The 22925-nt window shown below is 60.7% G+C and carries 22 protein-coding genes, 1 tRNA gene and 3 other annotated features; of the genes, 17 read left to right on the top strand and 6 right to left on the bottom strand.

All coding sequences use genetic code 11. From position 1 onward, the window contains the following. The first annotated feature begins 1 nt into the window (after position 1). Positions 2-952, top strand: a complete 951-nt coding sequence (locus SY26_RS10550) for a DMT family transporter (RefSeq protein WP_084693835.1) — start codon at positions 2-4, stop codon at positions 950-952. 49 nt (positions 953-1001) lie between these two features. Then, positions 1002-1078, top strand: a tRNA-Pro gene (locus SY26_RS10545). 271 nt (positions 1079-1349) lie between these two features. On the opposite strand, the gene SY26_RS19925 is transcribed toward SY26_RS10545, so the two are convergent. Both SY26_RS19925 and SY26_RS10535 read right to left on the bottom strand, forming a co-directional pair. Beyond that, positions 1350-2381 (bottom strand): polysaccharide pyruvyl transferase family protein, encoded by a 1032-nt coding sequence (locus SY26_RS19925; protein WP_052715231.1) that lies wholly within the window; start codon positions 2379-2381, stop codon positions 1350-1352. Between the two features lie 98 nt (positions 2382-2479). Then, positions 2480-3349, bottom strand: a complete 870-nt coding sequence (locus SY26_RS10535; protein ID WP_232303320.1) for a glycosyltransferase family 8 protein — start codon at positions 3347-3349, stop codon at positions 2480-2482. A 256-nt stretch (positions 3350-3605) separates the two neighbouring features. Beyond that, positions 3606-3661: a sequence feature (sul1 is cis-regulatory element that is thought to sense ions involved in sulfur or methionine metabolism; They are found in Alphaproteobacteria), on the bottom strand. Between the two features lie 207 nt (positions 3662-3868). Here SY26_RS10535 and SY26_RS10530 point away from each other — a divergent pair. Next, entirely contained in the window at positions 3869-5077 is a 1209-nt protein-coding gene (locus SY26_RS10530) for an MFS transporter (RefSeq protein ID WP_046000483.1), read from the top strand. Between the two features lie 12 nt (positions 5078-5089). Here the strand turns inward: SY26_RS10530 and SY26_RS22190 are convergent, their stop codons facing one another. Next, positions 5090-6238 carry a D-alanyl-D-alanine carboxypeptidase family protein gene (locus SY26_RS22190; RefSeq protein WP_369799426.1) on the bottom strand — a complete coding sequence of 383 codons (1149 nt, stop codon included), beginning with the start codon at positions 6236-6238 and terminating at the stop codon, positions 5090-5092. Between the two features lie 284 nt (positions 6239-6522). After that, positions 6523-6581: a sequence feature (sul1 is cis-regulatory element that is thought to sense ions involved in sulfur or methionine metabolism; They are found in Alphaproteobacteria), on the top strand. Between the two features lie 72 nt (positions 6582-6653). Between SY26_RS22190 and SY26_RS10520 the strand changes: the two genes are divergently transcribed. The 5 genes from SY26_RS10520 (at position 6654) to SY26_RS10500 (ending at position 10451) form a co-directional block, all read left to right on the top strand. Beyond that, positions 6654-7214, top strand: coding sequence for an NYN domain-containing protein (locus SY26_RS10520; protein ID WP_052715229.1), 561 nt, complete (start codon positions 6654-6656; stop codon positions 7212-7214). 51 nt (positions 7215-7265) lie between these two features. After that, positions 7266-7321, top strand: a sequence feature (sul1 is cis-regulatory element that is thought to sense ions involved in sulfur or methionine metabolism; They are found in Alphaproteobacteria). A 74-nt stretch (positions 7322-7395) separates the two neighbouring features. Next, complete coding sequence (locus SY26_RS10515) at positions 7396-8892, top strand: SulP family inorganic anion transporter (protein WP_046000482.1); 1497 nt, start codon at positions 7396-7398, stop codon at positions 8890-8892. Positions 8893-8906: 14 nt separating this feature from the next. Continuing rightward, the gene (locus SY26_RS10510) at positions 8907-9761 is read left to right on the top strand and encodes a universal stress protein (protein WP_157020475.1); all 855 of its coding nucleotides are present in this window, start codon (positions 8907-8909) and stop codon (positions 9759-9761) included. A gap of 85 nt (positions 9762-9846) precedes the next feature. After that, positions 9847-10185, top strand: a complete 339-nt coding sequence (locus SY26_RS10505; protein ID WP_046000480.1) for a TraR/DksA C4-type zinc finger protein — start codon at positions 9847-9849, stop codon at positions 10183-10185. A gap of 50 nt (positions 10186-10235) precedes the next feature. After that, complete coding sequence (locus SY26_RS10500; RefSeq protein WP_046000479.1) at positions 10236-10451, top strand: hypothetical protein; 216 nt, start codon at positions 10236-10238, stop codon at positions 10449-10451. Between the two features lie 356 nt (positions 10452-10807). Here the strand turns inward: SY26_RS10500 and SY26_RS10495 are convergent, their stop codons facing one another. Then, positions 10808-11893: a catalase family protein gene (locus tag SY26_RS10495; protein ID WP_046000478.1), complete on the bottom strand. Its 1086-nt coding sequence runs from the start codon at positions 11891-11893 to the stop codon at positions 10808-10810. Between the two features lie 714 nt (positions 11894-12607). Here SY26_RS10495 and SY26_RS20520 point away from each other — a divergent pair. Further along, positions 12608-13645 (top strand): DUF429 domain-containing protein, encoded by a 1038-nt coding sequence (locus SY26_RS20520; RefSeq protein ID WP_084693806.1) that lies wholly within the window; start codon positions 12608-12610, stop codon positions 13643-13645. 77 nt (positions 13646-13722) lie between these two features. Next, entirely contained in the window at positions 13723-14322 is a 600-nt protein-coding gene (locus tag SY26_RS10485) for a tyrosine-type recombinase/integrase (protein WP_084693805.1), read from the top strand. 346 nt (positions 14323-14668) lie between these two features. Here the strand turns inward: SY26_RS10485 and SY26_RS21125 are convergent, their stop codons facing one another. Continuing rightward, the gene (locus tag SY26_RS21125; protein WP_157020473.1) at positions 14669-15271 is read right to left on the bottom strand and encodes a hypothetical protein; all 603 of its coding nucleotides are present in this window, start codon (positions 15269-15271) and stop codon (positions 14669-14671) included. A 195-nt stretch (positions 15272-15466) separates the two neighbouring features. Then, positions 15467-16171 (bottom strand): helix-turn-helix domain containing protein, encoded by a 705-nt coding sequence (locus tag SY26_RS21120; RefSeq protein WP_157020472.1) that lies wholly within the window; start codon positions 16169-16171, stop codon positions 15467-15469. A 223-nt stretch (positions 16172-16394) separates the two neighbouring features. Between SY26_RS21120 and SY26_RS10480 the strand changes: the two genes are divergently transcribed. The 7 genes from SY26_RS10480 to SY26_RS22185 all read left to right on the top strand — a co-directional run bounded on the left by SY26_RS10480 (position 16395) and on the right by SY26_RS22185 (position 22518). Then, positions 16395-16637, top strand: a complete 243-nt coding sequence (locus SY26_RS10480) for a helix-turn-helix domain-containing protein (RefSeq protein WP_046000476.1) — start codon at positions 16395-16397, stop codon at positions 16635-16637. Between the two features lie 206 nt (positions 16638-16843). Further along, positions 16844-17344, top strand: a complete 501-nt coding sequence (locus SY26_RS10475) for a Tn7 transposase TnsA N-terminal domain-containing protein (RefSeq protein WP_232303319.1) — start codon at positions 16844-16846, stop codon at positions 17342-17344. After that, positions 17341-18870, top strand: a complete 1530-nt coding sequence (locus SY26_RS10470; protein ID WP_052715228.1) for a DDE-type integrase/transposase/recombinase — start codon at positions 17341-17343, stop codon at positions 18868-18870. The genes SY26_RS10475 and SY26_RS10470 overlap by 4 nt, the downstream gene beginning before the upstream one ends. Continuing rightward, positions 18831-19475 (top strand): Mu transposase C-terminal domain-containing protein, encoded by a 645-nt coding sequence (locus SY26_RS21115; RefSeq protein ID WP_198143148.1) that lies wholly within the window; start codon positions 18831-18833, stop codon positions 19473-19475. The genes SY26_RS10470 and SY26_RS21115 overlap by 40 nt, the downstream gene beginning before the upstream one ends. Continuing rightward, complete coding sequence (locus tag SY26_RS10465) at positions 19465-20415, top strand: ATP-binding protein (RefSeq protein ID WP_046000475.1); 951 nt, start codon at positions 19465-19467, stop codon at positions 20413-20415. Before SY26_RS21115 ends, SY26_RS10465 begins: the two co-directional genes overlap by 11 nt. Next, positions 20415-22268, top strand: a complete 1854-nt coding sequence (locus SY26_RS10460) for a TniQ family protein (RefSeq protein ID WP_084693804.1) — start codon at positions 20415-20417, stop codon at positions 22266-22268. Before SY26_RS10465 ends, SY26_RS10460 begins: the two co-directional genes overlap by 1 nt. Further along, complete coding sequence (locus tag SY26_RS22185; protein ID WP_084693803.1) at positions 22261-22518, top strand: Arc family DNA-binding protein; 258 nt, start codon at positions 22261-22263, stop codon at positions 22516-22518. The genes SY26_RS10460 and SY26_RS22185 overlap by 8 nt, the downstream gene beginning before the upstream one ends. Positions 22519-22925 lie beyond the last annotated feature (407 nt).

Raw genomic sequence — 22925 nt, 5'->3', positions numbered from 1 at the left:
CCTGACCGCCAATGTCAGGGGCGCATTGCTGCAGCTTGCGGCGATGGGCCTCTATGCCACGCATGACGTGGTGATCAAGTCGCTGGGTGCCATCTATCCGGCGATGCAGATCCTGTTCTTCGCATCGCTGCTGTCGTTCCCGCTGGTCAGCATCGTGCTGATGCGCGACCCCCAGCCCGGCACGCTGCGCCCGGCCAATCCGGGCTGGGTGATCCTGCGCACGCTGTGCGCGGTGGTGGCGGGGATGGCGGGGTTCTTCGCCTTCTCGACCCTGCCGCTGACGCAGGTCTATGCGATCCTGTTCACGACGCCCCTGCTGATTACCATCCTGTCGATCCCGCTTCTGGGCGAGAGGGTCGGCTGGCACCGCTGGGCCGCCGTCATCGTCGGCCTGACCGGCGTGCTGATCGTGCTGCGCCCGGGCGGGCAGGAGATCCAGCTGGGCCACATCGCCGCGATGGCCGGCGCCACGGCCAGCGCGTTGGCCGCGGTGATCATCCGCCGCCTTGGCCGGGCCGAACGCCCGATGGTGCTGATGATGTGGCCGATGCTGGGCAACTTCTTCGCGACCGGCGCGGCGCTGTCAGTCAGCTATCAGCCGATGGAGCTGGTGCATCTGGCGATGACCGGCATCATCGCGGGGCTTGGCTTGATGGGCGGGTTCCTAGTCATCATGGCCTATCGCACCGGAGAGGCCGCGATCGTGGCGCCCATGCAGTATTCGCAGATCCTGTGGGCGACCGGCTATGGCTGGTTCCTGTTCGGAGAGGGCGTCGACCCCGCCACCCTGCTGGGCGCGGGAGTAATCATCGCCTCGGGCATCTACATCGTCTGGCGCGAAGGCCGCGGCGTCAGCGCCAATCGCCCCGCCACCAGCGCCCGCCTGCGCGCAGAGACGGTGACGGCGCCGAAATCGACGATCCTGCAAAGATTGTGGGCGCCCCGTCGCTGATGGGGGCTTGCATTCTCCGGATCGTCGCGCTACCTGCCCGTCCTACGGTCGGAGCGTAGCGCAGCCTGGTAGCGCACCTGCTTCGGGAGCAGGGGGTCGGAGGTTCGAATCCTCTCGCTCCGACCATTTCCCCGATGTTCTGTGGCACATAGTTCTGCCTTTTCTGTTAGGCAGTGTGCCTTTTGGGCTTGCCAGCTTGTCGAAAGCGGACGGTCAGCGGTCGGAGCAGCATCGACGCGAAGAGCCCATAGCTGTCGGTCATGACTGCCGCAGCGAATGCAGGTGCAGCACAGGTTGTCGACCGATAATCGCCGTTCAGACAAAGCTGAGCAGAAACTACCGAGGCAAACCGGCTATAGTTCTTGATGAAGGGCCAACCTGCCAGACAAGTGACTTCTCACCTGACACTCCGCGCCCGTCTGCGCCGCTTCCACGCCTTGAACCGATTTCGCAGGGCGCGCACTCGCCCGACCTTCGGTATCAGGTCATCGCGCAGACCGGGATCGGGACGAGCCTCAAGCGCTGCAGCAAATTCATCGTCGAAGCCGTCCAATGACGCGATGGCCCTGTCGCGCACGAGCCGTGCGTCTGCCCGTCCAGTTTCCGACAGGCACCACTCGAGCGTCGATTGCAGTTCTGTATCGGTGACCTGATCCGGATCGAATACCGCGTGCCACCCCAGCTTATGCGCTTGGCTGGTCACCTTGTCGCCGGCGGAAACAGGATCGATCGCGATGGTCGGGATACCGTTTTTGAGGGCCAGCACCATGCCGTGCAGCCGGGTGGTCAGCATGACGTCCAGCCGACTGCAGATGGATTCGAACTGCGCCGCGTTCGACAGGCCGAACCGGTTCGTGGCAGCCGGAACGGACGTGTCCATCTCGATGACCGCCACGCCCGATTTCTCGATAAGTCGGCGGAGTTTTCCCTCGGCCAATGCGCCCCGGTGGCGATCGCCATACTCTCGCTGGAACCCGGTCAGGCACAGGCCGACAACGGCAACGCGAGCCGGCGCCTCGCGGAAACTCAGGTCGGCGCGGACGGTTCTGTCGCTGTCCCGCTCCAGCAGGACCTCGAACGGGTTGAAGGCCGATAATGGTTCGACCATCGTCAGGTTCACGCCAACATGCACGCAGTGCTTGAAGCGACCGAAGATGCTTTCGTGTTGCACGGCCATTGCCGGGGTAAACGGACCACATATGACGAAGAGGTGTGTGTAACGCGCGGGGTCAAGGGTAAAGCGGTTCAGCCAGGTGCTGTCGACCGACTGCCGAGCGTCAGTATAGGGCGTGACGTCATAGGCCATCCCCAATGCCTGCAACTGACGTTCCGTCTGTCGCAGGACCTCCACGTCGCCGACGGTCGAGAAATGTCCGACCAGAAGCGCGCGTTGGTTCGATTCGACCTTAGTCTGATGGTGCTCGGACATGTCACGAGAACTCCCGGAATAATCTGCTCCTGCAGGGTGGCGACCCATTCCAACAGTCATCAGTGTGGCTTCAGGTGGGGATACTGCCGCACGAAGCGTCACATGGCACGCCGATAAAGCAGCGTTGCACGGCCGCGCGAGGACCAGACGTCCCATCGACGGTCGCGCCACGGTTTTTTCGGGCCATGATAATGCAGAATGACAGGGCGACCCGGGACCGCTCCTTCAATGGCCAATCCGGATCGGGTGATAAGATCCCGGTGCCGGCGGATGCGCCCCCAAGAGGCGTTCCACGCCGGATCGAGTTGCAGCAAATCGGTCGCGAACAGGGCATTCAGGTGATCCTGATCTCCATGCGTGCAGGCTGATGCCGCAATGACGTCTTCCATCCGTGCCAACAAAGCGGGATGCGCCCGCAGCGCATCGCAATTCAGGAGAAGGATGCCCGCATTGAAATAGTCCTCGACACGCGCCGGATCCATGAACTGCCGTATCTCCATCAGCCGTGCAGCCCGGTCCGCCGTCGTTTTCTCCGGCTCGGAAAGCCAATGCGTGATGTGATAATCACGAACCGCGCCAGCATAGGCGTCTTTCAGATCAACCTGGAACAAGGGGCCAACATCGCCCGTGACCAGCGTATCGCCGTCGATATAGAGGACATAGCCGTCGATCAGCCGCGGGATGAACAGGCGGCCCATCGTGGCCGCAGAGATGTAATCCGTCGGTCCGTGTGCACCTTCCAGGTATCCGTCGCCGATATCCTTGCAGACCAGAGTAAGACCCGTGTGTCCGGCAGTGACCGCCTCGACATTCGCCCAGTCTTCAGGCGTGAGGCCATCGCCCCAGAGGTGCAGTTCGGCAGGTCCCTGGAGGTGCTGCAGCAGGCTCCAGATGGACACGAGGGTTGGTTTCAGAAAGGTGCGGTCGGTGACGTAGACGATTTTGACCATGCGTGGCGTACCAGGCAAGCAAGGCTCCTTTTTGTTCATAGAATGTATGATGTATCTGCGGCAGCCGCCACGACGGGTGGGATCACTGCGCGTTTCAGATCGGTCTGCGGACGGCACCAGACCGCAAGTGGCCATAGCCGCCGGGGCATATCGCTACGGACCTTAAGAACCCGCCGGTTCTGGCACTCGGCTATTGAGATCATACGCGGTCCAATGCCCTGCACCGAAGGGTCTCGATAGAGACGGTCCGACTGTTATACAGGGTTTATCAGAGGATGATCCGGCGGATGAGCGGCCGGAAGAGCCACCCGGGATTGCACCGGGTCCTTGCGTCTGGCTCCTTCATAGACGGAAAAATGCCAGAAGATCAACTGTGCTGGATGACGGGCCGATAGGCTGCGGCATCATCCCGGACGTCCCTAACGGATCGACCCTGCCGCCAGTAAGGATCGCATGGCCAATTGCATTCGCAAGACAGGCCGTGACAGAAGCCATTCTTGCAGGTCATGCAAATTCGACAAAGAAGGCAGAGGCAGAATGATCCAGTTTGTGCGCGACAATGCGCGGTGGTTGGCTGCGGGCTTTCTTCTGACCTTGACGTCGGCGTTCGGGCAGACGTGGTTCATCTCGCTGTTTGCAGACTTCATCAAGGATCGTCACGGTCTGACGGATGGCAGTTGGGGCGGCCTCTACACCGTTGCCACCTTGTCGGCGGCGGCGCTGATGTTCTGGCGCGGTTCACTGGCTGATACGGTGCCCCTGTCGCGGCTGGCCCCGGCCGTTACGCTGATGTTCGCCGTCGCCGCCGTCGCTCTTGCCTGGGCTCCATCGGTCGCGGTTCTGGTCGTCGCCCTCTTCCTGCTGCGGTTCTGCGGGCAGGGAATGTTCAGCCACATGGCGATGACGGCGATGGGGCGCTGGTTCGAGGCCCGCCGCGGCCAGGCCGTGTCCCTGACGAACCTGGGCCACCCTGCCGGAGAAATCTTCGTTCCCCTGCTGGTGGTGATGCTGATCGGCGGCATCGGCTGGCGCAGCACTTGGTTGGTCGTCGCCGGCGTCCTGTGCCTGATCGTGATCCCCTTACTGCTTTTGCTGCTGACCGAGGGACGGAACCCAGTGGGACATCAGGCCCAGATTGCCCGACCCGGCCTCATGGGCCGCCAATGGCGCCGCCGGGATGCCGCGCGGCACTGGCTGCTTCCGGCTCTGCTGCCGGTGTTGCTGACACCCGGCTTCATTTCGACGGTCATCTTCTTCCACCAGGCGCATATCGCGGACGTTAAGGGGTGGACCCTGCCGGAAATGGCCCCAGGCTTTACCGCGTTCGGTGTGGCCACTGTCATCGCCGCGTTCACCTCGGGTTGGCTAGCAGACCGGTTCGGTCCTCTGCGCCTATTGCCGCTTTTGGTGGTGCCCATGGGGCTTGGCGTCGCCCTGATCGGGCCTGCCGATGAGGTGTGGGTCTGGTATGTGGCTCTTGGGGTGGTGGGCATCACCCAAGGCATGGCCAGTTCGCTCTGGGGGGTGCTATTTCCGGTGCTCTATGGCACTGCGCATCTGGGCGCGATCCGGTCTATGGCCACCACGATCATGGTCATCTCGACTGCCATCGGGCCCGGCATCACAGGCATCCTGATCGATGCGGGCATCGACTTTCCAACCCAAAGCCTGTTTTTGGGGCTTTGGTGCGGAGCCATCACGCTGCTCTGCCTGGGGATCAGCAGAAAACTCAAAGCGGATTTCTGACGATCCCTGCGATCAGCCGTCGCCGTCATTCGCCGATGCGAGGACCGCGCTCTGCGCCCGCGGGTTCGCACCCGGGCGGGACGATGCGACCAAGGCCAACGCCGAAGGTCGCCCCTTTACCTGCATATCTGCAGCGGAGGTTGTATTCGCTGCGACCATTCCGACATCTGTGCGGCTGTCAGGTCGCGGACTGCTGCCCAGGGTCAGCCACTCAGAGCGAGACTTCGCATCTTTTTCAGGCGCGCCTGCGAGACCGGCCGGACGGGCAATCGGCGCTTGGGATGCCTGAAGGACCATCCGGTGCGGCTCAGGCCGGGTCGCGGCAGAGCTGGCGGTCACCTGTGCGCGGCGTGAGACAGTCCGAAACAGGGGAGCTTGCGGACGGGTTTCACGCACACGATCGGGAATGCGGGGAAAGTTGTCGTCCAGCAGCTTGGCAACAGTCTGATTGCGCTGCGCAGTGGAGGTTCCGCCGAAGACGGTCGCGATCAACCGCTTGTTTCCGCGTCGGGCCGAGGCGGTCAGATTGAAGCCAGCCGCGCGGGTGTATCCGGTCTTGATCCCGTCGGCCCCGTCATAGGCATCCAGGAAACGCCGATTGGTGGCCGAGACCCGCGCAATGCCTGCATCGGCAGAGCGGCGCGAGAACAGATTGTAGTATTGCGGAAAATCGTAGAACAGGTGTCGCCCCAGAATGCTCATGTCATGGGCGGTGGAGTAATGCCCCTCGCTGGTCAGGCCGTGTGCGTTGCGGAACTGGGTGTTGTTCATTCCGAGCGCGCGCGCCATCTGGGTCATCTGCCGGGTGAACGCCTCCTCCGACCCGGCCAGGTTCTCACCGATCGCTGTTGCGACGTCATTGGCCGATTTGACCGCTGCCGCGCGGATCAGATACCGCAACTCGATCTCCTGGCCGGGGCGCAGACCCAGCTTGGACGGGGGCTCGTTCGCGGCATTTCTGGAAATCTTGAACTTGCTGTCCAGCCGGACATCGCCGCGTTCGACGGCGCTGAACGTCATGTAGAGCGTCATCATCTTGGTCAAGGACGCGGGGTGCAGCCTGGTGTCGGCATTCTGCTGATAGATCGCCTCGCCTGTGCGCGCGTCCATCACATAGGCCGCGAACGGGGCCGCATTGGCCTGCGTGACCATCAGCGCCATGACGACTAGGGCCTGGCGCCACGGACGGAACGTGGATCCGAATTTCATTACTGTAATTGTCTTTCTGCTCGACGCGGACATGTCGTTTCTCGCATGCCCGTCGTTCTTCTTTTGACGCGAGCATACGGAAGCCTGTCGATAAATCGACCCAAAATTCTGGCAAGCGGGCGCAGGAAGGTCGGGACCGGGATCGCGTCAGGCACATCGAACAACCGGCGGCCCGGCCCTGTGTTGGAAAGACACGTGGTTGTTAAACCCGGTGCGATATGGCATTAGAACTGCGAATCGGATCCCGTCGACTGCGATGGGATGGCTTCTCCGGGCGCCTATCCCCCGGCAACCTGACCGAGCTACACGTCCTTCACTGCGCCAACCGCGACACGCGGGGCTTGCTCGGGCGAGTTACAAGAACCCCATGAACATAGACACGCCAGTTCTGGCGCGCACAACGCTGTTGATCGATGGCAGCCATGTCGATCGTCTGAAGACCAAGTTTGGTCGACTGATCGATTTCCAGAAGCTGGTCGGGCATTTCAGCGCGGACGGGACGACTGTCTCGGCGCATTACTATCGGGACAGCCGTGACAGCGCCGAACAGACCCGGACCGCGCGGTTCTTCGAATGGCTGGAGCGCCACGACATCGAACGTCACGGCACCGATGATTTCAACGAGCCGTGGTATGTTCGCGAACGCTACGGCTCCAACCTTGTGGCCCTGGCGTCCGATGCCCTGATGGCTGCGGAAAAAGGTGACAGTCTGGTGATGCTGGCGGGGGATACAAAGTTGGTCCCGCTTCTGGAACATCTGGCAGCGCTGGATGTGCCCGTAACGCTGATCTCCAGCCTTTCGGTCCCCAACAGCATCGCACCTCCGCCCCCGCTGGTGGCGCTGGCAGATAGATTCATCGACTTGGCTGATGATGACCGGTTCTTTCTGCCTGAGGACGGGCAGGAGGATACGCGCCACGAGCCATGAGATCGGGGATGAGCCGATCGCATGATCGGCTCATCCTCACATCAGCAAGCGCAAGGACCCGGTGAGAGCCCGGGTGGCTCTTCCGGCCGCCAATCCGCCGGATAATCCTTTGATGAACCCTGCCGACGGTTTGGATCGCCCGACAGAAAAGGGCCCTCCATGACAGGGTATTGGATCATTCATGATTTCTCTTTCCGAATACAAGAACCAGTGGTTCGGCAACATCCGCGGCGATGTGCTGGCGGGGGTGGTGGTGGCTTTGGCCCTGATCCCCGAAGCCATCGCCTTCTCCATCATCGCGGGCGTTGACCCCAAGGTGGGGCTCTATGCCAGCTTCTCGATCGCGGTGCTGATTGCCTTCGTTGGCGGCCGTCCCGGCATGATCTCTGCCGCGACCGCGGCCACGGCGGTCCTGATGATCACGCTGGTGCGCGATCATGGGCTGGAATACCTGCTTGCAGCAACCGTGCTGGCGGGCCTTCTGCAGATCGGCCCCGGCCTGCTGAAGCTGGGCCGCTTCATGCGCTATGTCTCGAAGTCGGTGATGACCGGGTTCGTGAACGCGCTGGCGATCCTGATCTTCATGGCGCAGCTTCCGGAACTGGACCTCGCCGTTCCCGGCATCACCTGGCTGACCTATGCGCTGGTCGCAGCCGGGTTGGCGATCATCTACCTGCTGCCACGCATCACCACGGCGATCCCATCGCCGCTGGTGACCATCGTGGTTCTGACTGTGCTGGTCTGGTTCATGGGCTGGGACGTGCGCACCGTGGGCGACATGGGCGCACTGCCCGACACGCTGCCGGTGTTCCTGATCCCCAATATCCCGCTGAACCTTGAGACCGTGATGATCATCCTGCCCTATTCCATCGCGGTCGCCATCGTCGGCCTGTTGGAAAGCCTGATGACGCAGAACATCGTCGATGATCTGACCGACACTCGCTCGAACCGCAATCAGGAATGCGTGGGACAGGGTATCGCCAATACCGCGACCGGCTTCATTGGCGGCATGGCTGGCTGTGCGATGATCGGTCAGTCGATCATCAACGTCAAATCCGGCGGGCGGGGACGGTTGTCGTCCTTTACCGCGGGGGTGGCCCTGCTGATCATGGTGGTGGGCCTCGGTGGCCTTGTCGCGATCATTCCGATGGCAGCCTTGGTCGCGATCATGATCATGGTCTCTATCGGCACGTTCAGCTGGTCATCGATCGGCAACCTCAAGACCCATCCACGCTCGTCTTCGGTGGTGATGATCGCCACCGTATTCACCGTGGTTTATACCCACAACCTGGCCATCGGCGTCCTGGTTGGCGTGATGCTGTCCGGCATCTTCTTTGCCGCCAAGATCGCCCAGTTGTTCCGGATCTCTAAGTCGCTGTCGGCGGATGGCCGTGAGCGGACTTATATCGTCGAGGGTCAGCTGTTCTACGGCTCGTCCGAAGACTTTGCTGAGGCCTTCGACTTCAAGGAATCGGTGGAAAAGGTCGTCATCGACGTCAGCCGCGCGCATATCTGGGACATCAGCTCGGTCCAGGCCCTGGACATGGCGATCCTGAAGTTCCGCCGTGAAGGCGCAGATGTCGAGCTGATCGGCATGAACGAAGCGTCCGAGACACTGGTCGACAAGCTTGCCATCCATGACAAGCCCGGCGCGCTCGACAAGCTGATGGCCCATTGAGGGAGGAGATGACGATGACCAACAAGATACTCGCACTGCTGGACGGCTCGGCCTATTCGGAGAGCGTCTGCCATCATACCGCCTGGATCGCCGGACGGCTGAACGCCACTGTGGATGTCATGCACGTGATGGGCCGCCGCGAGAGCGGCAGTGCCCAGAACCTGTCCGGGGCCCTGACCCTTGGTGCGCGGTCTGCGCTGCTGGACGAACTGGCAGCCGCGGATGAAAGCCGTGCCCGGCTGGCACAGGCCAAGGGCCGGGCGATCCTGGAAGACGCACAGAAGATCCTTGAAGCCGACGGTGTCGGCCCGGTCGTTCCGCATCTGCGCAAGGGCGACCTGCTGGAGGCGGTACAGGAGGTGGAACCCGACCTACGCGCCATCGTCATCGGCAAGCGCGGCGAAGGTGCGGATTTTGCAGCTGGTCACCTGGGGTCGAACCTGGAGCGGATCGTGCGCGCTTCCAAGGTGCCGGTCTTTGTCGCCTCACGGGCGTTCAAGCCCATCGGCAAGGTGCTGGTCGCTTATGACGGCAGCCCGTCTGCCATGGAGGCCATCGATCGCATGTCAAAAAGTGCGGTCTTTGAAGGTCTGGAGATCACGCTCCTCCATGTCGACAATGGCAGCGGCCCGATCGGTGCGCGCATTGACGATGCCGTCCGCGCTCTGGGCGCGGCCGGCCTGACCGCGACGGCACGCACCGTCGAGGGCGAGCCGGACGAAGCGCTCCAAGCCATCGTGGCCTCGGAAGGTTTCGATCTTCTGGTGATGGGTGCCTACGGCCACAGCCGTATCCGCAACCTCATCATCGGCTCGACCACCACGGCCATGGTGCAGGCGGTCAAGATCCCCGTCCTGCTCTATCGCTGACACTACTTCCCTGAACAGCGCCTGCGTCCGGCTAGTCGGACGCAGGCACCCCGACGGATAAACCCCGAGTCATAAGGAGAGGCGATTGAGCCCCCAGGATGTTGCGGCCTATTTTGCGCCGCTTCTGAGATTGGAACTAGCAGAGTTGCAGCAGGCGTCGGCTGACACGGCGGCCAGCCGCAAGCCGGTCGAGCTGGACCAGCAGAGCGTAGGCCGCCTGTCGCGAATGGACGCGATGCAGAACCAGGCCATGGCGGCGGCGATCGAGACCCGGCGCCGTGGCCGTATTCGATCCCTCAACGCCGCCTTGGCCCGGATCGAAAGCGGCGAGTTCGGGTTCTGCGAAAGCTGTGGTGGGTCCGTCCCGTTCGAGCGCCTGGCACTCGATCCGACCTACAGCCGATGCGTCGGCTGCCGGGCATGACTGAACCGACGAAATTTTCCGAGTCCACCAGTTTTCATGAGAAAAGCATCATGATCATCAACATTGCTGTCGGCCCGATCAGCCGAAAGACCATGAACGATCTGCATGAATATATGCGCTCGTTCTCGCCCAAACCGCACATGGCCTTCTGGGCCGACGATCAGGCCTATCTGGAGCTGACCTCACTCGAAGCGCTCGAGCTTCTCAAGGCGCAATTTCCTGAAATCGAACTGCATATACTTGATCGACAATATTCGCCGTCTTAAACAAGTGGCTCCGAAGTTACGCCAGTCCTTTTGTCTCATACCAACATCGGATGGTATCCGCTCCGTTGGTCTTACAGTTTGGCTCTTCTACGAAGCCCCAATTGGCTCGTAACTTCAGCCAACCTACTCTGTTACGAGAGTCCGCTTTCATCCAGCCGAGCCTTTTCTTCAGGACCTAGGCTGCAGGTGCAGCGAACGGCAGCTTGGTCCGCAGAGCTGCCCCTCAACCGCTGCCGTCATCCGTCTGCTCTGCGGACGAATCTGCCATTTGTTACGTGGCAGCAAGATATCCGAACCCGCAGTTCAAATGACTACTAGGGGGGCTGCGTTGGTGCCACTGCAGCAGACACATGGTGTCAGCCCGGCAGATCCAACGCTTGAGGTTCGTGGATCGGGCAGCCATTGAACTGACTGCGGAAGTCGCTCGACATCTTGTAAGTTTCGCGACGAACCCGATTGACTGATCCCAAGGGACGGTGCGCTTCCAGACCGGTCCACACGGAAAAGCGCAGATTTTCGTCCACAATCTGAGCGCGGGCCTCACTCCACCCGGACTGGGGATTGGCGTGCAGACGCGCCACGGTAAAGAAGGGGCTGTCTTCTTCGTCCCAAGGGACCGAAGGGTCCTCGACTGGCATTGCCTCCGCGTCGCGGCATAGCTGCACGCGCAACTCCCATTCACAGGCGCCGGCCTCCGCCGCGACTGCGACAGCCTCTCGCAGTGCATCAGGGCGGCCCTTCGTATCGATGATTTCCTCAGTGTGACGGGTCAGCGTTTCCGACACCGGGACCAGCGAAAATTTTGCGACATGATGGCCATGACGGAATGCTGTCTGAGAGTAGTAGGTCTCACCCAACGGGTGGACATTCGGTGCTCCCCCCATGGTCTGCAGAGTGGCACTCCCTCCCCCAACGGCCTCTAGCGCCCTCTCAGCGCCGCGCAGCACCGCAGACAGCGCCTTTTTTGCCCATTCTGCGCGGTCGGTCGTCTTGGCCAAAAGCTTCAGACTTTTCAGAAAGGCTTTCGCATTCGGCGCGGTGAAGACGGGACCATTCACCATCACGAAGTCCTGTGAGTTCCCTTCAGCGCCACTTAGCCTCGCCCCCTCAACTCCCATCACTTTCAGTGCAAGCCCCCGTGGAACAGAGATGCTGTCCGACAAGATATCTCCCGGATTAGTCGAGATACGCAGCACTGCCTGATAGACCCCCGGCACCGCGAACATCCCCTGCGCAAATTCCGGCGGGAGATCAGGCAGGACCGTCAGTTCCGCCTTGAGGATCCCGTGGCTTTTGGCGTGAACCGAGCGCACCGCGTGTCCATAATGCTCAGAGGTGGTCTCCATGATGTCCAGGAGAGTGGCCTTCAGGCTTTGGATCGTATCGGCTTCATCATCGGGGATCGTCTCAAGGTCGGGCGAGTAATGGATCGGCGGCTTCATGACGTCCCTCGGCTGCGCAAACGTGGCTTCGGGCTAAACGGTGAACTGCAAACCGTGGTTCCTTGGCCCACTCCAGCTGCCCAGATCGAAAGTCCGGTTTGGGCTCCTTGCGCATATGCCCTGGCGCTGCCCTAGCGGCGGCTTTGGGCTCTTCGCGTCGATGCTGCCTGGCAGTCGAGAGGCTGCTTTTCAGAGATATGGTGATCGCGGGCACCGCGATCGCTGATCCAGGAGACAGCCGCGCCTCCGCTTCGCTCTGGCACCGCTGACGATCTTTCATTTCTTTTTTCCGCCTGCCATCCGGCCGGCGATCCGAACACGGGCTCTGGTGCCGCTGCGCGTCAGCCTCCACGGAGAAATCCGGTTCCTCCCACGCGCGGGGCGCGCGGGTCCCTCCCAATTTCACCGCTCCGGCCCCGTGTGTCAGATCGCCGGCCGGCCGCAGGTCGGCACCCGGGTCTTGATGGATGGCAACGGCCGGTGCATCGACAACATCTTCATCGAACGCCTCTGGTGGTCCCTAAAGTATGAATGCGTTTGCGGGGCGCATTCCAAGACCTGCAGGCATCGCTCTATTCAAACTAGCCTTTTACGCAGAGTGGGGTGTTCCAAACCGAACGATCACAGGCTGTTTTTCGCGTTACAGGATGATTTTGACCGTCTGCCCGATAGAGGAAGTTCGATTTTGGCACACGTCCATGCTACTGTCTCTGCATGAACATTCTCGGCATTGATTTCACAAGCAGCCCCTCTCGGCGCAAGCCGATTACTTGTCTTCGGTGCACACTAGAGGGAGATCATCTGCTCACGCAGTCCCTTGAGGAGTGGTCTGACTTTGACGCGTTCAACGCAGCTTTGGCGCAACCCGGGCCGTGGATTGCAGGAGTTGATTTTCCTTTCGGTCAGGCCCGCCGCTTTGTCGAGACTGCCGGCTGGCCATCGACCTGGGAGGGATATGTTCGACACGCGAGCCAGCTTGGCCGCGACGGCTTTCGCGGAGCATTGGAAGCGTACAAAGAGAACAGGGCTGCGGGCGATAAAGAGCATCGTCGTGCAACCGACAAGCAGGCGAGCTCGATCAGTCCACAGAAGCTTTACGGCGTGCCTGTCGGTCTGATGTTCTTCGAGGGTGCTCCCCGTCTTCTTGCTTCAGGCGTGACCATCCCTCACCTCCATGCCGGTGATGCGCAGCGTGTCGTCGTTGAGGCCTATCCTGGCGTTCTGGCCCGCCAATTTATCGGTCGCCGTAGCTACAAGAACGATACGCGCAGCAAGCAAAATTCCGATCAGCGGCAGGCTCGCCATAGTTTGCTTCATGCTCTTCGTGACGCGGCGCCAGCGCGATACGGCTTCGACGTCATCGCCCCCGATAACCTGTGCGACGATCCGGGCGCCGACCATCTCGACGCTCTCCTCTGCGCCGTTCAGGCTGCTTGGGCTTGGCGGCAGCGTGATGCGAGGTTTGGCGCGCCGGATGTCGTAGACCCATTGGAAGGATGGATCGCCGATCCGCACATTTCCGATCGTCCTCCTGCGCACCAGTACCCTCAGCCTGCTGTTGCAGTGGCTCATCATCCAGAAAGTCACGAACTGGATGACTGGGCGTCCTACGGCCCCAAGAACGCGGAGATCAGCCAGCTCGTCAGTTGCCTCGCTCTGGAACATGGACTGCGGGTCCGCGAGATCGAGGATCTGATCCTGCAGGCACTGAAGGACCGGCTTGCCCTGGAAGAGACCTGTCCGAAATCGTGACGCTGCACTCTTTACAGAAGGTGCGTTTCGTCAAGAGTTGAGGATGACGGAGCCAGCAGTTGCAGGGGGAGGATCGCATGTCTGAGCGGCGTGCCAACCGGCGTTTCGTCAAGAGTGATGGGATCGCACCCGTCGATGCTCATCAGCGCCCGCGCGATTACCTGACGCCGGATGAGATGAGGCGGCTGCTGATCGCGGCCCGGTCCGGACGGCACGGACCGCGCGATCATGCCATGCTGCTCCTCATGTATCGACATGGGCTACGGGTCAGCGAATTGATTGCGTTGCGCCGCAGTGATCTTGATCTGAAAGCGGGACATCTTTGGGTTCACCGCCTGAAGCGCGGTCTTGCCACCAGCCATCCGCTGGCAGGCAATGAGTTGCGCGCGATCCGGCGCCTTCTGGTCGGACGGCAGGACAGCCTGTCCTGGCTGTTCCTGTCCGAGCGCGGTCAGACATTGACGCGGCAGGCCGTCAACTATCTCGTGACGGTCATTGCGGCACGGGCCGGGCTCGGGGCTGTCCATCCGCACATGCTGCGCAATTCCTGCGGGCATGCCTTGGCCCATGCCGGGCGCGACCTGCGCCTGATCCAAGATTATCTTGGCCATCGCGATCCCCGGCACACGGCACGCTATACCAGAACGGCAGCGACGCGCTTCGAAGGGCTTTTGTAGTATTCCAATCCGATCGTGATGCTGAGGATAAGCCGTTGGTTCGATGCGGTCAGGTCGTCATCTTCATGAGCTTATGAACAACACGATGACAGTTCGCGCAGAGGCACTGAAGGTCTGCAAGTCTGGTGCGATGGCCAGCTGTCATTTCCGAAATGGTGGTGGCATTGTGGTGAACCTCAATGCAAGCCTCACCCTCCGGTCCGCCATAATGGTCCATCGGATCGAAGTTACATTTTTCGCAGAAGAGCCTTCCGTGCTCTTGTCGGAATGAGTCACGTTTGGCCTGCGCCGCGCCCCGTGCCCGCTCGCGGCGGAGGTGGTGGACCAGTTGCTGACTTCCCTCCGATCACGTCAGATCTTCAGCCGTGAATTCTAGAATAACAGGCAGTTCCTGATCCTTCGGAACAACGGCATAACCGGCCCTTCGAAGAACTCTGAAACAGGGAGTGCCTTCTCCACCCGAGAAGTGGCTCGGCAATACTGAATAGCCTAGCGCTAGCGTCGCGGCACGCCCGAAAACGACCTTAGGTGGGAGGCGTTCGCCGTCATCCGTTATCAGGTCGAACGAGCGTGAGTCCGTAAAGGGTGACGACCATCCCTGATCAAGGGTATCAAAAACGGCTTGGCGCACATGCTCGGCAGTCACTTCGTGCAGCCTTGCCGAGGGCAGTCGACCTGCAGAGGCGTTAGGGTTGTCTGTGCGTGTTGCTCCGCCGTGAGAGAGAAGTCGCGCGAAGCCTGTTTGCTCTGCCTTGTTCAGTACCGCGGACGGGAAGTATCGGCGGGATTTAGAGCCTTTGGCTCCGCCCGCTTGATCACGAAACTCCTGATAGCGTTTCCCGTGGCACGATCGCAGAGCAATGAAGCCCTCATGCAATAGAGAGCCTTCCCTGACCGGGATTTTCTCTCCAGTAATCTCAATCAGGAAGTTAGCTCGCGGGCTTGACATGCCAATGTCCAGTTACGGCCGAGGGGCCTATCATCAGGGTGTTCAGGTGATTTTGCCGATGGTTTACGACATTCTAAACAGCTCATGACCTATTTACACCCATTTGTCTGTGGCCCTAACTGAACGTCGTCACAACTAGTGTAGAACAATGCCTTGGAAGGATCTTGTCCAAAGCGCGGTTATTCAACAGGTTCGTTACTTCTTTAAGGCACGTTGCGCAGTTTGCCAGTGAACACCGGCTGACTTTGCGGCATAATTGGTTGTTGACTTCTCGCCGTAAGCTTTGACGATCAGATCGATTTTATATTTCTTTTTGCTATTCCGGGGTGGCACTTCCCGGCCGGTTATTTTGATCCATCGAGAGATTGTATCGCGCGTTACACCGTGCCGTCTGCTGAGTTCTCTGAATGAATGATGGTCGTCCCAGTCACGCCCTACGTCTTCATAAATATCGATTCCGGCAGCCGAAAGCGCCTTTATTGCCCCATTGCGGTCAAGGATAAAGAGGTTTGCAAATTGCACCAGTGATCCCAGATCATTGTAAAGCTTGCAGACTTCCTCTGCCTCAGGAATTTCTCGTGAGACGTGGCCTCTTTGCTGCATAGTTAAGCTGCTATGAAGCCCCGGCGATTTCTTGGAGAAACTTATCTGCTGCCACGCATTTTCAAAATCGGATGCAATACTGGCCAGCTCTTCGGCTGAAAGAACTCTCCGACGTCGTCTTAGGTTTTGCAGCGGCGAAACTTGGCCGCAGTCGCTTTTGTCCGAACGTGTCGCCTGTGTCTCATCGATCACTGCATCGGTAGAGGAGTGCCGCGGCAATGCGGCTAAGGAGCCTTCGGCCCGATCTTCCATCACCGGATCAGGTGCAGCGTTTTCGGGGAATTGCTCCGCGGTCACGTCGTTGGTCCATCTTGCTTGTAAGCTCCACAATCGTGTCTTGCTTCTCACCATACGCCAAGATTTTTCGTGACTTTGGCCCCCGCCTCTCACTTTGGCCCGGTCCCGCACGGGCCAAAGTGAATGAAGTGCAAGCCGAATGACGGAAATGGTTGCCATGTGATTCGTTTTTCGAATCTCTGAGCAGAGAGCAACTACGCGGACCAAGGACTTGCAGCAGCCCATGAAGGTCAATCTCGAACACCACGAGCTTCTCAAGTGTCGGCTTCGGCTGACGGGATCTTCGATGGCGAAGATCGCCCGGCTACTCGGCATTTCCCAAAGCAGCGTCACAGTGGTCAGCCAGGGATATCGACGATCGCATCGCGTGCAGCGAGAGATCGCGGAACAGCTCGGCACGACCCCAGAGGAGCTCTTTCCGGACCGCTACATCTCACAGGAGGGTCGATCAGCCGAAAGTAGCTGACAACGGGACATGAAAAAGGGGCACCTGCTGGTAACAGGATCGCCCCTCTTAGATGTCGATTGAGACCCGACACCAAAGTTATCCCCCGAGTCGAACAAAAAGTCAACCTGCCGGGCGGTCGTCCGGCAGGGCTGTTCAACACATCCACAGAAAAGGGGGATCATGACTGCCCGGTCCGGTGTGACTGGCAGCGTGACCGGAACATCATGAAACAGAACCTGATCTACATCGGCCCTGAGCCAAGCCACGCGACGCGGGCCATCTCGCGCCGTTCCAAGGCCAGTCTACGCGGAGCGCTTGTCGTGAAGCTGCCGGGCTTTGAGCGTCCGCGCATCATCCAGTTTGAGAGCGCGCTTGAATACGCGTTCCTCTGCCTGATGCTGGTGCGCACTGACATCCACCATATCTGGGACCAGCCGACGGCGGTGCAATACGCCGACGCCAGCGGGCTGCCAGCGAAGCACGTCTTCGACTTCCTGGTCACTACGACAGGGGGAGAACGTGTTGCTGTGGCTATCAAGCCGATGCAGAGGGTAATCCAGCAGAACTTCGTCTCTGAGCTGGAGCGAGTTGCCGCCGCAACGCCGAAGCAATTTGCGGACCGCGTCATGCTGATCACGGATCAGCACCTCGATCGCCGTGCAGCTGCCGAGGCCGCACGCCAGCTGGCCCGGTCGCGCCCACCTTTTACGGAGGTGGCAGCATGACAATCCGTTTCCGGTTCTCGAAGTCTGACCTGATCACCGCCGCTGGCGTTGCCATGCGCCCGTTGGAAATCGACGACAAGGGCGGCCTCTTCGAGCGGCTCGGTCAGCCGGGCATCACGGAACGCCTGACGCATGAGGAACTGGCGGACCTGCTGCGACAACCCGACACCGCCTATATCGCCGGCTATTTTGATCGCGCCAAGCAGGACCTGCGCGGTCGTAAGCCGACCGATATCATCAATGGGCTTGCACAAGATGTTCGGCGGCTGGTCATCTGGCGCAGAGCGGTCTGTGATGCCTTTCTGGCCTTTGAGGCAGCCGGGGAAATCAATCGGACTCATGCAGGCTACGCTGAGGGCCGTGCCAAGCTTTCCTGCGAGGTGGAGCGGCGGGTCGGCGAGGGCATGGCGGCGGCAAAGCTGGCCCGACCGGGTGCCGAAATCATCATGCGCCAGCTTCCGGGGAGCCGCACGGCATTCCAGTGGGTGCGCGACTATGAGGGAGCCGGATATTCCGCCGTTGCCTTAATTCCGGAAACTCATCGCTGCGGCAATCGCATCCCGCGATGGTGTCATCACTCGGAAGCCTTGATGAACCAGGTCATCGAGATCTACGCCGTTACGCAACGGCCCACCAAGGCAGCGGCGGTGGCTGACACGCGGCAGCTGTTCGTCCGCGAGAGCAAGCGCAGGGCGGCTGCTGGAGCCCCCACGCTTGTCGTCCCGTCTGCTGCCAGTCTCAGACGGCGTTTGGGTCTTGCGGATCCGTATTACGTCCATGCCAAGCGCTATGGCACGGCGGCCGCGAACGCCAAGTTCACGCTTTTTGAGACAGGGGTGGACGTGACGCAGCCGCTTGAGCGTGTCGAGATGGACGAGAACCGCCTCGATGTGATCTCGCTCCTGACGCTGTCGGGCATCTGGGATCATCTTCCGCCCGAGCGGCAGGAGCGGTTCGAGGCCGGTCGGCGTTGGCTCTATGTCGCGATCGACTGCGCAACGAGATGCATCCTCTCCATGCGCCTGGCCGAGACACCGAACTCCAGCGATGCGGTCAGGGCGCTGCGGGACATCTTCATCGCCAAGACGCCAATGGCGCGGTCGGCCGGATGCGAAAGCACATGGCATCATCATGGCGGGGTGCAGGCACTGGTCACCGACCAGGGGACGGCATTCACGTCCGATGACTTCCAGGGCGCTGTCTTGTCCCTCGGCGCTACTACGCTTCTGCCGCCTGCCGGGAAGCCATGGCTTCGTGGCCATATCGAAACGTTCTTTCGGACGTATGGCCACCAACTGATGCCCTTGCTGGCCGGAAGGACGTTCTTCGACACGATCCAGCGTGGCGATTATCCGTCAGAGCAATTGGCCTGCCTCTGCGACGACGATCTGATCACTATCCTGCTGACCTATGTCGTCGACATCTATCACAACCAAGGGCACGGCTCACTTGGGGAGAAACCCCCAACGAGGCTTGGGGGCGACTGGTGGCCAAGTATGGAACACCTCCGGTCCCGGACGGCCTGACGCTGCGCCGCGCATTTGGCAGGCCTCTTAAGCGCAAGCTGCGGGGCGACGGGGTCTTGCTTTCGGGGCTGACCTACAGCTGCGAGGCGCTGCGGGAGGCGTTCCTGCACTCCCCGCAGCGAAGCGTAGAGATACGCGCGGATCTGCGGGACATGGGCTGGATTGCCGTGAAGGTGGGCGCCACTTGGCATCCCGCTATCGCGAACCAAACTGGCTTTGACGGTGTCAGTTACGATCTGATGCAGGAGGCGACCCGGACCTTGCGCAGCAAGCATCGGAAAGATGCCGAACTCGACGCGCCGAAAGTCCGCAGGGCCATCGAACGGATCTCGGACATCAACCGCCGCGCGTTCGCGCTGAGGGAGCTGACCCCGTTCCATGTCACCGACTTGGACGTGGAGCGCCATCAGGCCGCCCTGCAGTATCCCGTCCGATCCGATGCGGAGCGGCTTGGGCACATGACTCCGTCTGCCGATCCCCTAGCCGACGGCATTCATATCACGCCGCGAATGCCCATGCCGCCGGACCTGCCCAAAAGCAGTTCCGAGTCGCCGGCACAGGAGCGTACGCGCAAAAACCGTTGGAGGTTCGACGATGAGCAGTGACCGGATCAAATATACCGCCCGGAGGATCGCGCTTCTGCGCGGGCACTTCATCCACCACGACCGTTTTGAGCCGCTTGAGGCTCGCTTCTCCCTCCTGATCGAGAAGCCGCTGGCCGATTGCGAGGCGCGACAGACCAGCGAAGCGCATGGACTGGCCCTTTCGGGCCCGTCCGGTGCAGGGAAGACATCAGCGATGGTTCAGCTCATGGTGCGGAGCCGCAAATGGCTTGAGCGATCCGGTCATGAGGATTTTTCGATCGTCAGTATCAGGGTGCCGGCACCGGCGACGCTGAAGTTCGTCGGCCAGACTCTACTGCGGGCCCTCGGCTACCAGATCAGTTCCGAACGGCAGGCCTGGTACATCTGGGACCTGGTGCGGCATCACCTGAAGGAGCGGAAAGTCCTCTTCGTCCATCTGGACGAGGCTCAGGATCTGGCATCTCGGGGAACGCGGCATGAACTCAACTCAGTTGCTTCCATGCTCAAGACGCTGATGACAGACCCGGAATGGCCGGTCGGCATCATTCTTTCGGGCACGCCGGAGCTCGAGGACATTCTGAATCATGATCCGCAGCTGGCCAGGCGCATGGATACGGTGCATTTCGAGAGCCTGTCGTCGGTCGCGCATGCAAACGATGTCCTAGACCTGATCGAAAGCTACTGCAGAAAGGCAGAGCTTGCGCCCGGCCCGGACAGTCTCGAGCTCGCGCACGGGGAGCGGCTGATCCACGCTGCCGCAAACCAGTTCGGCCTAGTCATCGAGTTGATCATCGCGGCTGTCGAGCAGGCGTATCTGGCCCGTGCACCCCAGCTGACCCGTGCTCATTTCGCCCATGCATATCACCTCCGCACGTCCTGTGACGACACGTTCAACCCGTTCATCATTCCCGACTATGTGCGGATTGATGCGCGACAGGTTTTTACGCGGGAGAAGCGCTAATGTTTGGCAGGCTCGCACGCCTTCCTCTGACCGTCGATATGGTGCCCGGCGAGTCCGCCACCTCATTAGGCTCCCGTCTTGCGCGCCGGAACGGGGTGCAGCGACTCATCACCTTCTGTTCCGATGTCGGCATCGACTATTTTGCCTTGGCGAATGGCGATCCCCACGAGGTTGCGCGTCTCGCGGCACTCGCCGGCGTTAATCCTGGGTGTCTTCAGAAGGGCACCCCCCAGCTCATCGAGCCGGGATGGTTCCGCCTTGGCAAGGAGCGGATCAAGTTCACCGCTTTCAGCCGCACCTCACTGCGAAGCTGCCCGGCCTGTCTTAAGGCCGGCCTCCATGTATATCATTCAGGCCATCATGGCCTGTGGCAACTGACCTCTGTTCGGACCTGTCCGGTTCATGGCTGCTATCTTGTTCCACTACCACCACGTCAGAATGGCAATGACACCTTCGACATCATGCGGATGCTTGAGGAGTACGTTCCGGTCGCACCGGCCCCTGCAAGGGCTGATGATCTGGAACTGGAGCGATACCTGCGTCAGCGGGTTCAGACAGGTGCAGGAGAAGGTTGGCTGGGCCGCTTGCCATTTCATGTCGCGGCGCAGACCTGCGAGGGGTTCGGCCTCCTCCTCACCCATGGGGCGGATGCCAAGCGCGATCTGGTTGCGCCGGCTGAATGGGCAGCTGCCGGAACGGCGGGGTTTCGGGTGTTGCGCGAGGGGCCGGATGCGTTTCGCGCCAGGCTCAAGAATATTCAGATAGCGCAGCCACTCGATAACACGCTTTACCGGACCCGCTTTCGCGTGTTCTTCGAGTGGCTGCGCTACCGTGACGATGATCCGGATTTTGATATCATCCGCGACATCGTCCGGGAGTTCGTATTTCGCAACTTCCCCATCGCGAAGGGCCAGGTCGTGCTGGGGCAGCCCTGCCCGGAGCAGTATGTGCACTCACTCGCAACGGCACGCAACACCTTCGGCATATCCGGCTGGAAGCTCGGGAGGCGGCTGTCAGCGATTGGCCTGGCGCAGCGCAGCAGCGTGAGCAAGCGGTTTGTCCTGAACGAGTATGCGCCGGCCGATGTCGTCCGCGGCATCGTCACGGAGGTCGACGCCCTGCTGAATGCGACGGAGGCCGCACATCGCGTCGGCATCGATCGGATGATGATCACGAAATTCACCGACCGAGGGCTGATCCCAAAATACTACCCGGACCACAACGCTGCGCCTCTGTATCACCCTCGGGATCTGGAGGCGTTCCTCGGGCGGCTGCGGAGTCTGGCCGCTAGTAAAACTCCCTCAGAACAGCATCTCGACATTCCAACAGCGTCGAGATGGCTCAGCGTACCGACAGACCGAGTGACCCGGATCATTCTCGACCATCGGGTTCCTCTATTCGCGAATGAGACAAAGGCTGCGCGCTTCCGGGATTTCAGAGTTTCCGTGCCTGACCTTCAGCAGGAGATTTACCGGGCGCAAGATGGCGTTCTGAGGCCGGCCGATGCAGCAAAGGTCCTGGGTATCAGCGTGAGGACCGTCCGAAGCCTTCTCGACCGAGGAATTCTGGAGCCCCGCACGGTCCGTGAAGAACGAAGCGCACGAAACCGTCGCTACGTCTCGATCAGCTCGATCGAGACGTTTGCCGCCGAATACATCACGGTCGTCGATCTGGCGTCGCAGTCCGGTCGCCTACCTGGGGCAGAAGCCATCCTGCAAACCGATCGCGGTGTTCAGCCACTTGATTTGGACAGCCGCTGTAACATGATCTTCAAGCGCGCCGATGTGCCAGCTTTAAGCGCGTCCACCGTCTCGAACGTAAAGGCAAGCAGAAGAGCGTTTTCCAATGGGTAACATGACTGTTCGAAGAATCCCGGACCACGTGCACGATCACCTGCGCGAACGCGCACGGAGTAATGGCCGGAGCCTTGAAGCCGAAGTGCGGGCAATCCTGACAAGCGCCTACACCGCGAGCAAAACCGGAGGCTTTGGTCAGCAGCTTAGGCGGCATTTTGAAAACGCAGGCGTTTTCGGCGATGAGCTCAGCGCCTATCAAAGAAGCGAAACTTCAGACATTAGCACTAGCCGGCACCCTAAAGTCTAAAGACTGCTTCTCAGAGATATGGTGATCGCGGGCACCGCGATTGCTGATCTAGGAGACAGCCGCGCCTCCGCTTCGCTCTGGCACGGCTGACGATCTTTCATTTCTTTTTCCGCCTGCCATCCGGCCGGCGATCCGAACACGGGCTCTGGTGCCGCTGCGCGTCAGCCTCCACGGAGAAATCCGGTTCCTCCCACGCCAGGGCGCGGGCCCCTCCCAATTTCACCGCTCCGGCCCCGTGTGTCTGATCGCCGTCCGGCCGCAGGTCGGGCTGCGCCCACCCTGCTTTGCCCTTCGGATGACATGAAGTCATCCAAAGTGAAAAGCAGCGATGGCTTCGCCACTGGCGGAACAGGAAGGAGCGCCACGACATGTCGGACCAGTTCGGACCACGGGCCAGAGATTGGGCT

The organism is Paracoccus sp. 228 (assembly GCF_000967825.1).
In the GTDB taxonomy this organism is placed as follows: domain Bacteria; phylum Pseudomonadota; class Alphaproteobacteria; order Rhodobacterales; family Rhodobacteraceae; genus Paracoccus; species Paracoccus marcusii.
This window is presented reverse-complemented; position numbering and strand designations above follow the sequence as displayed.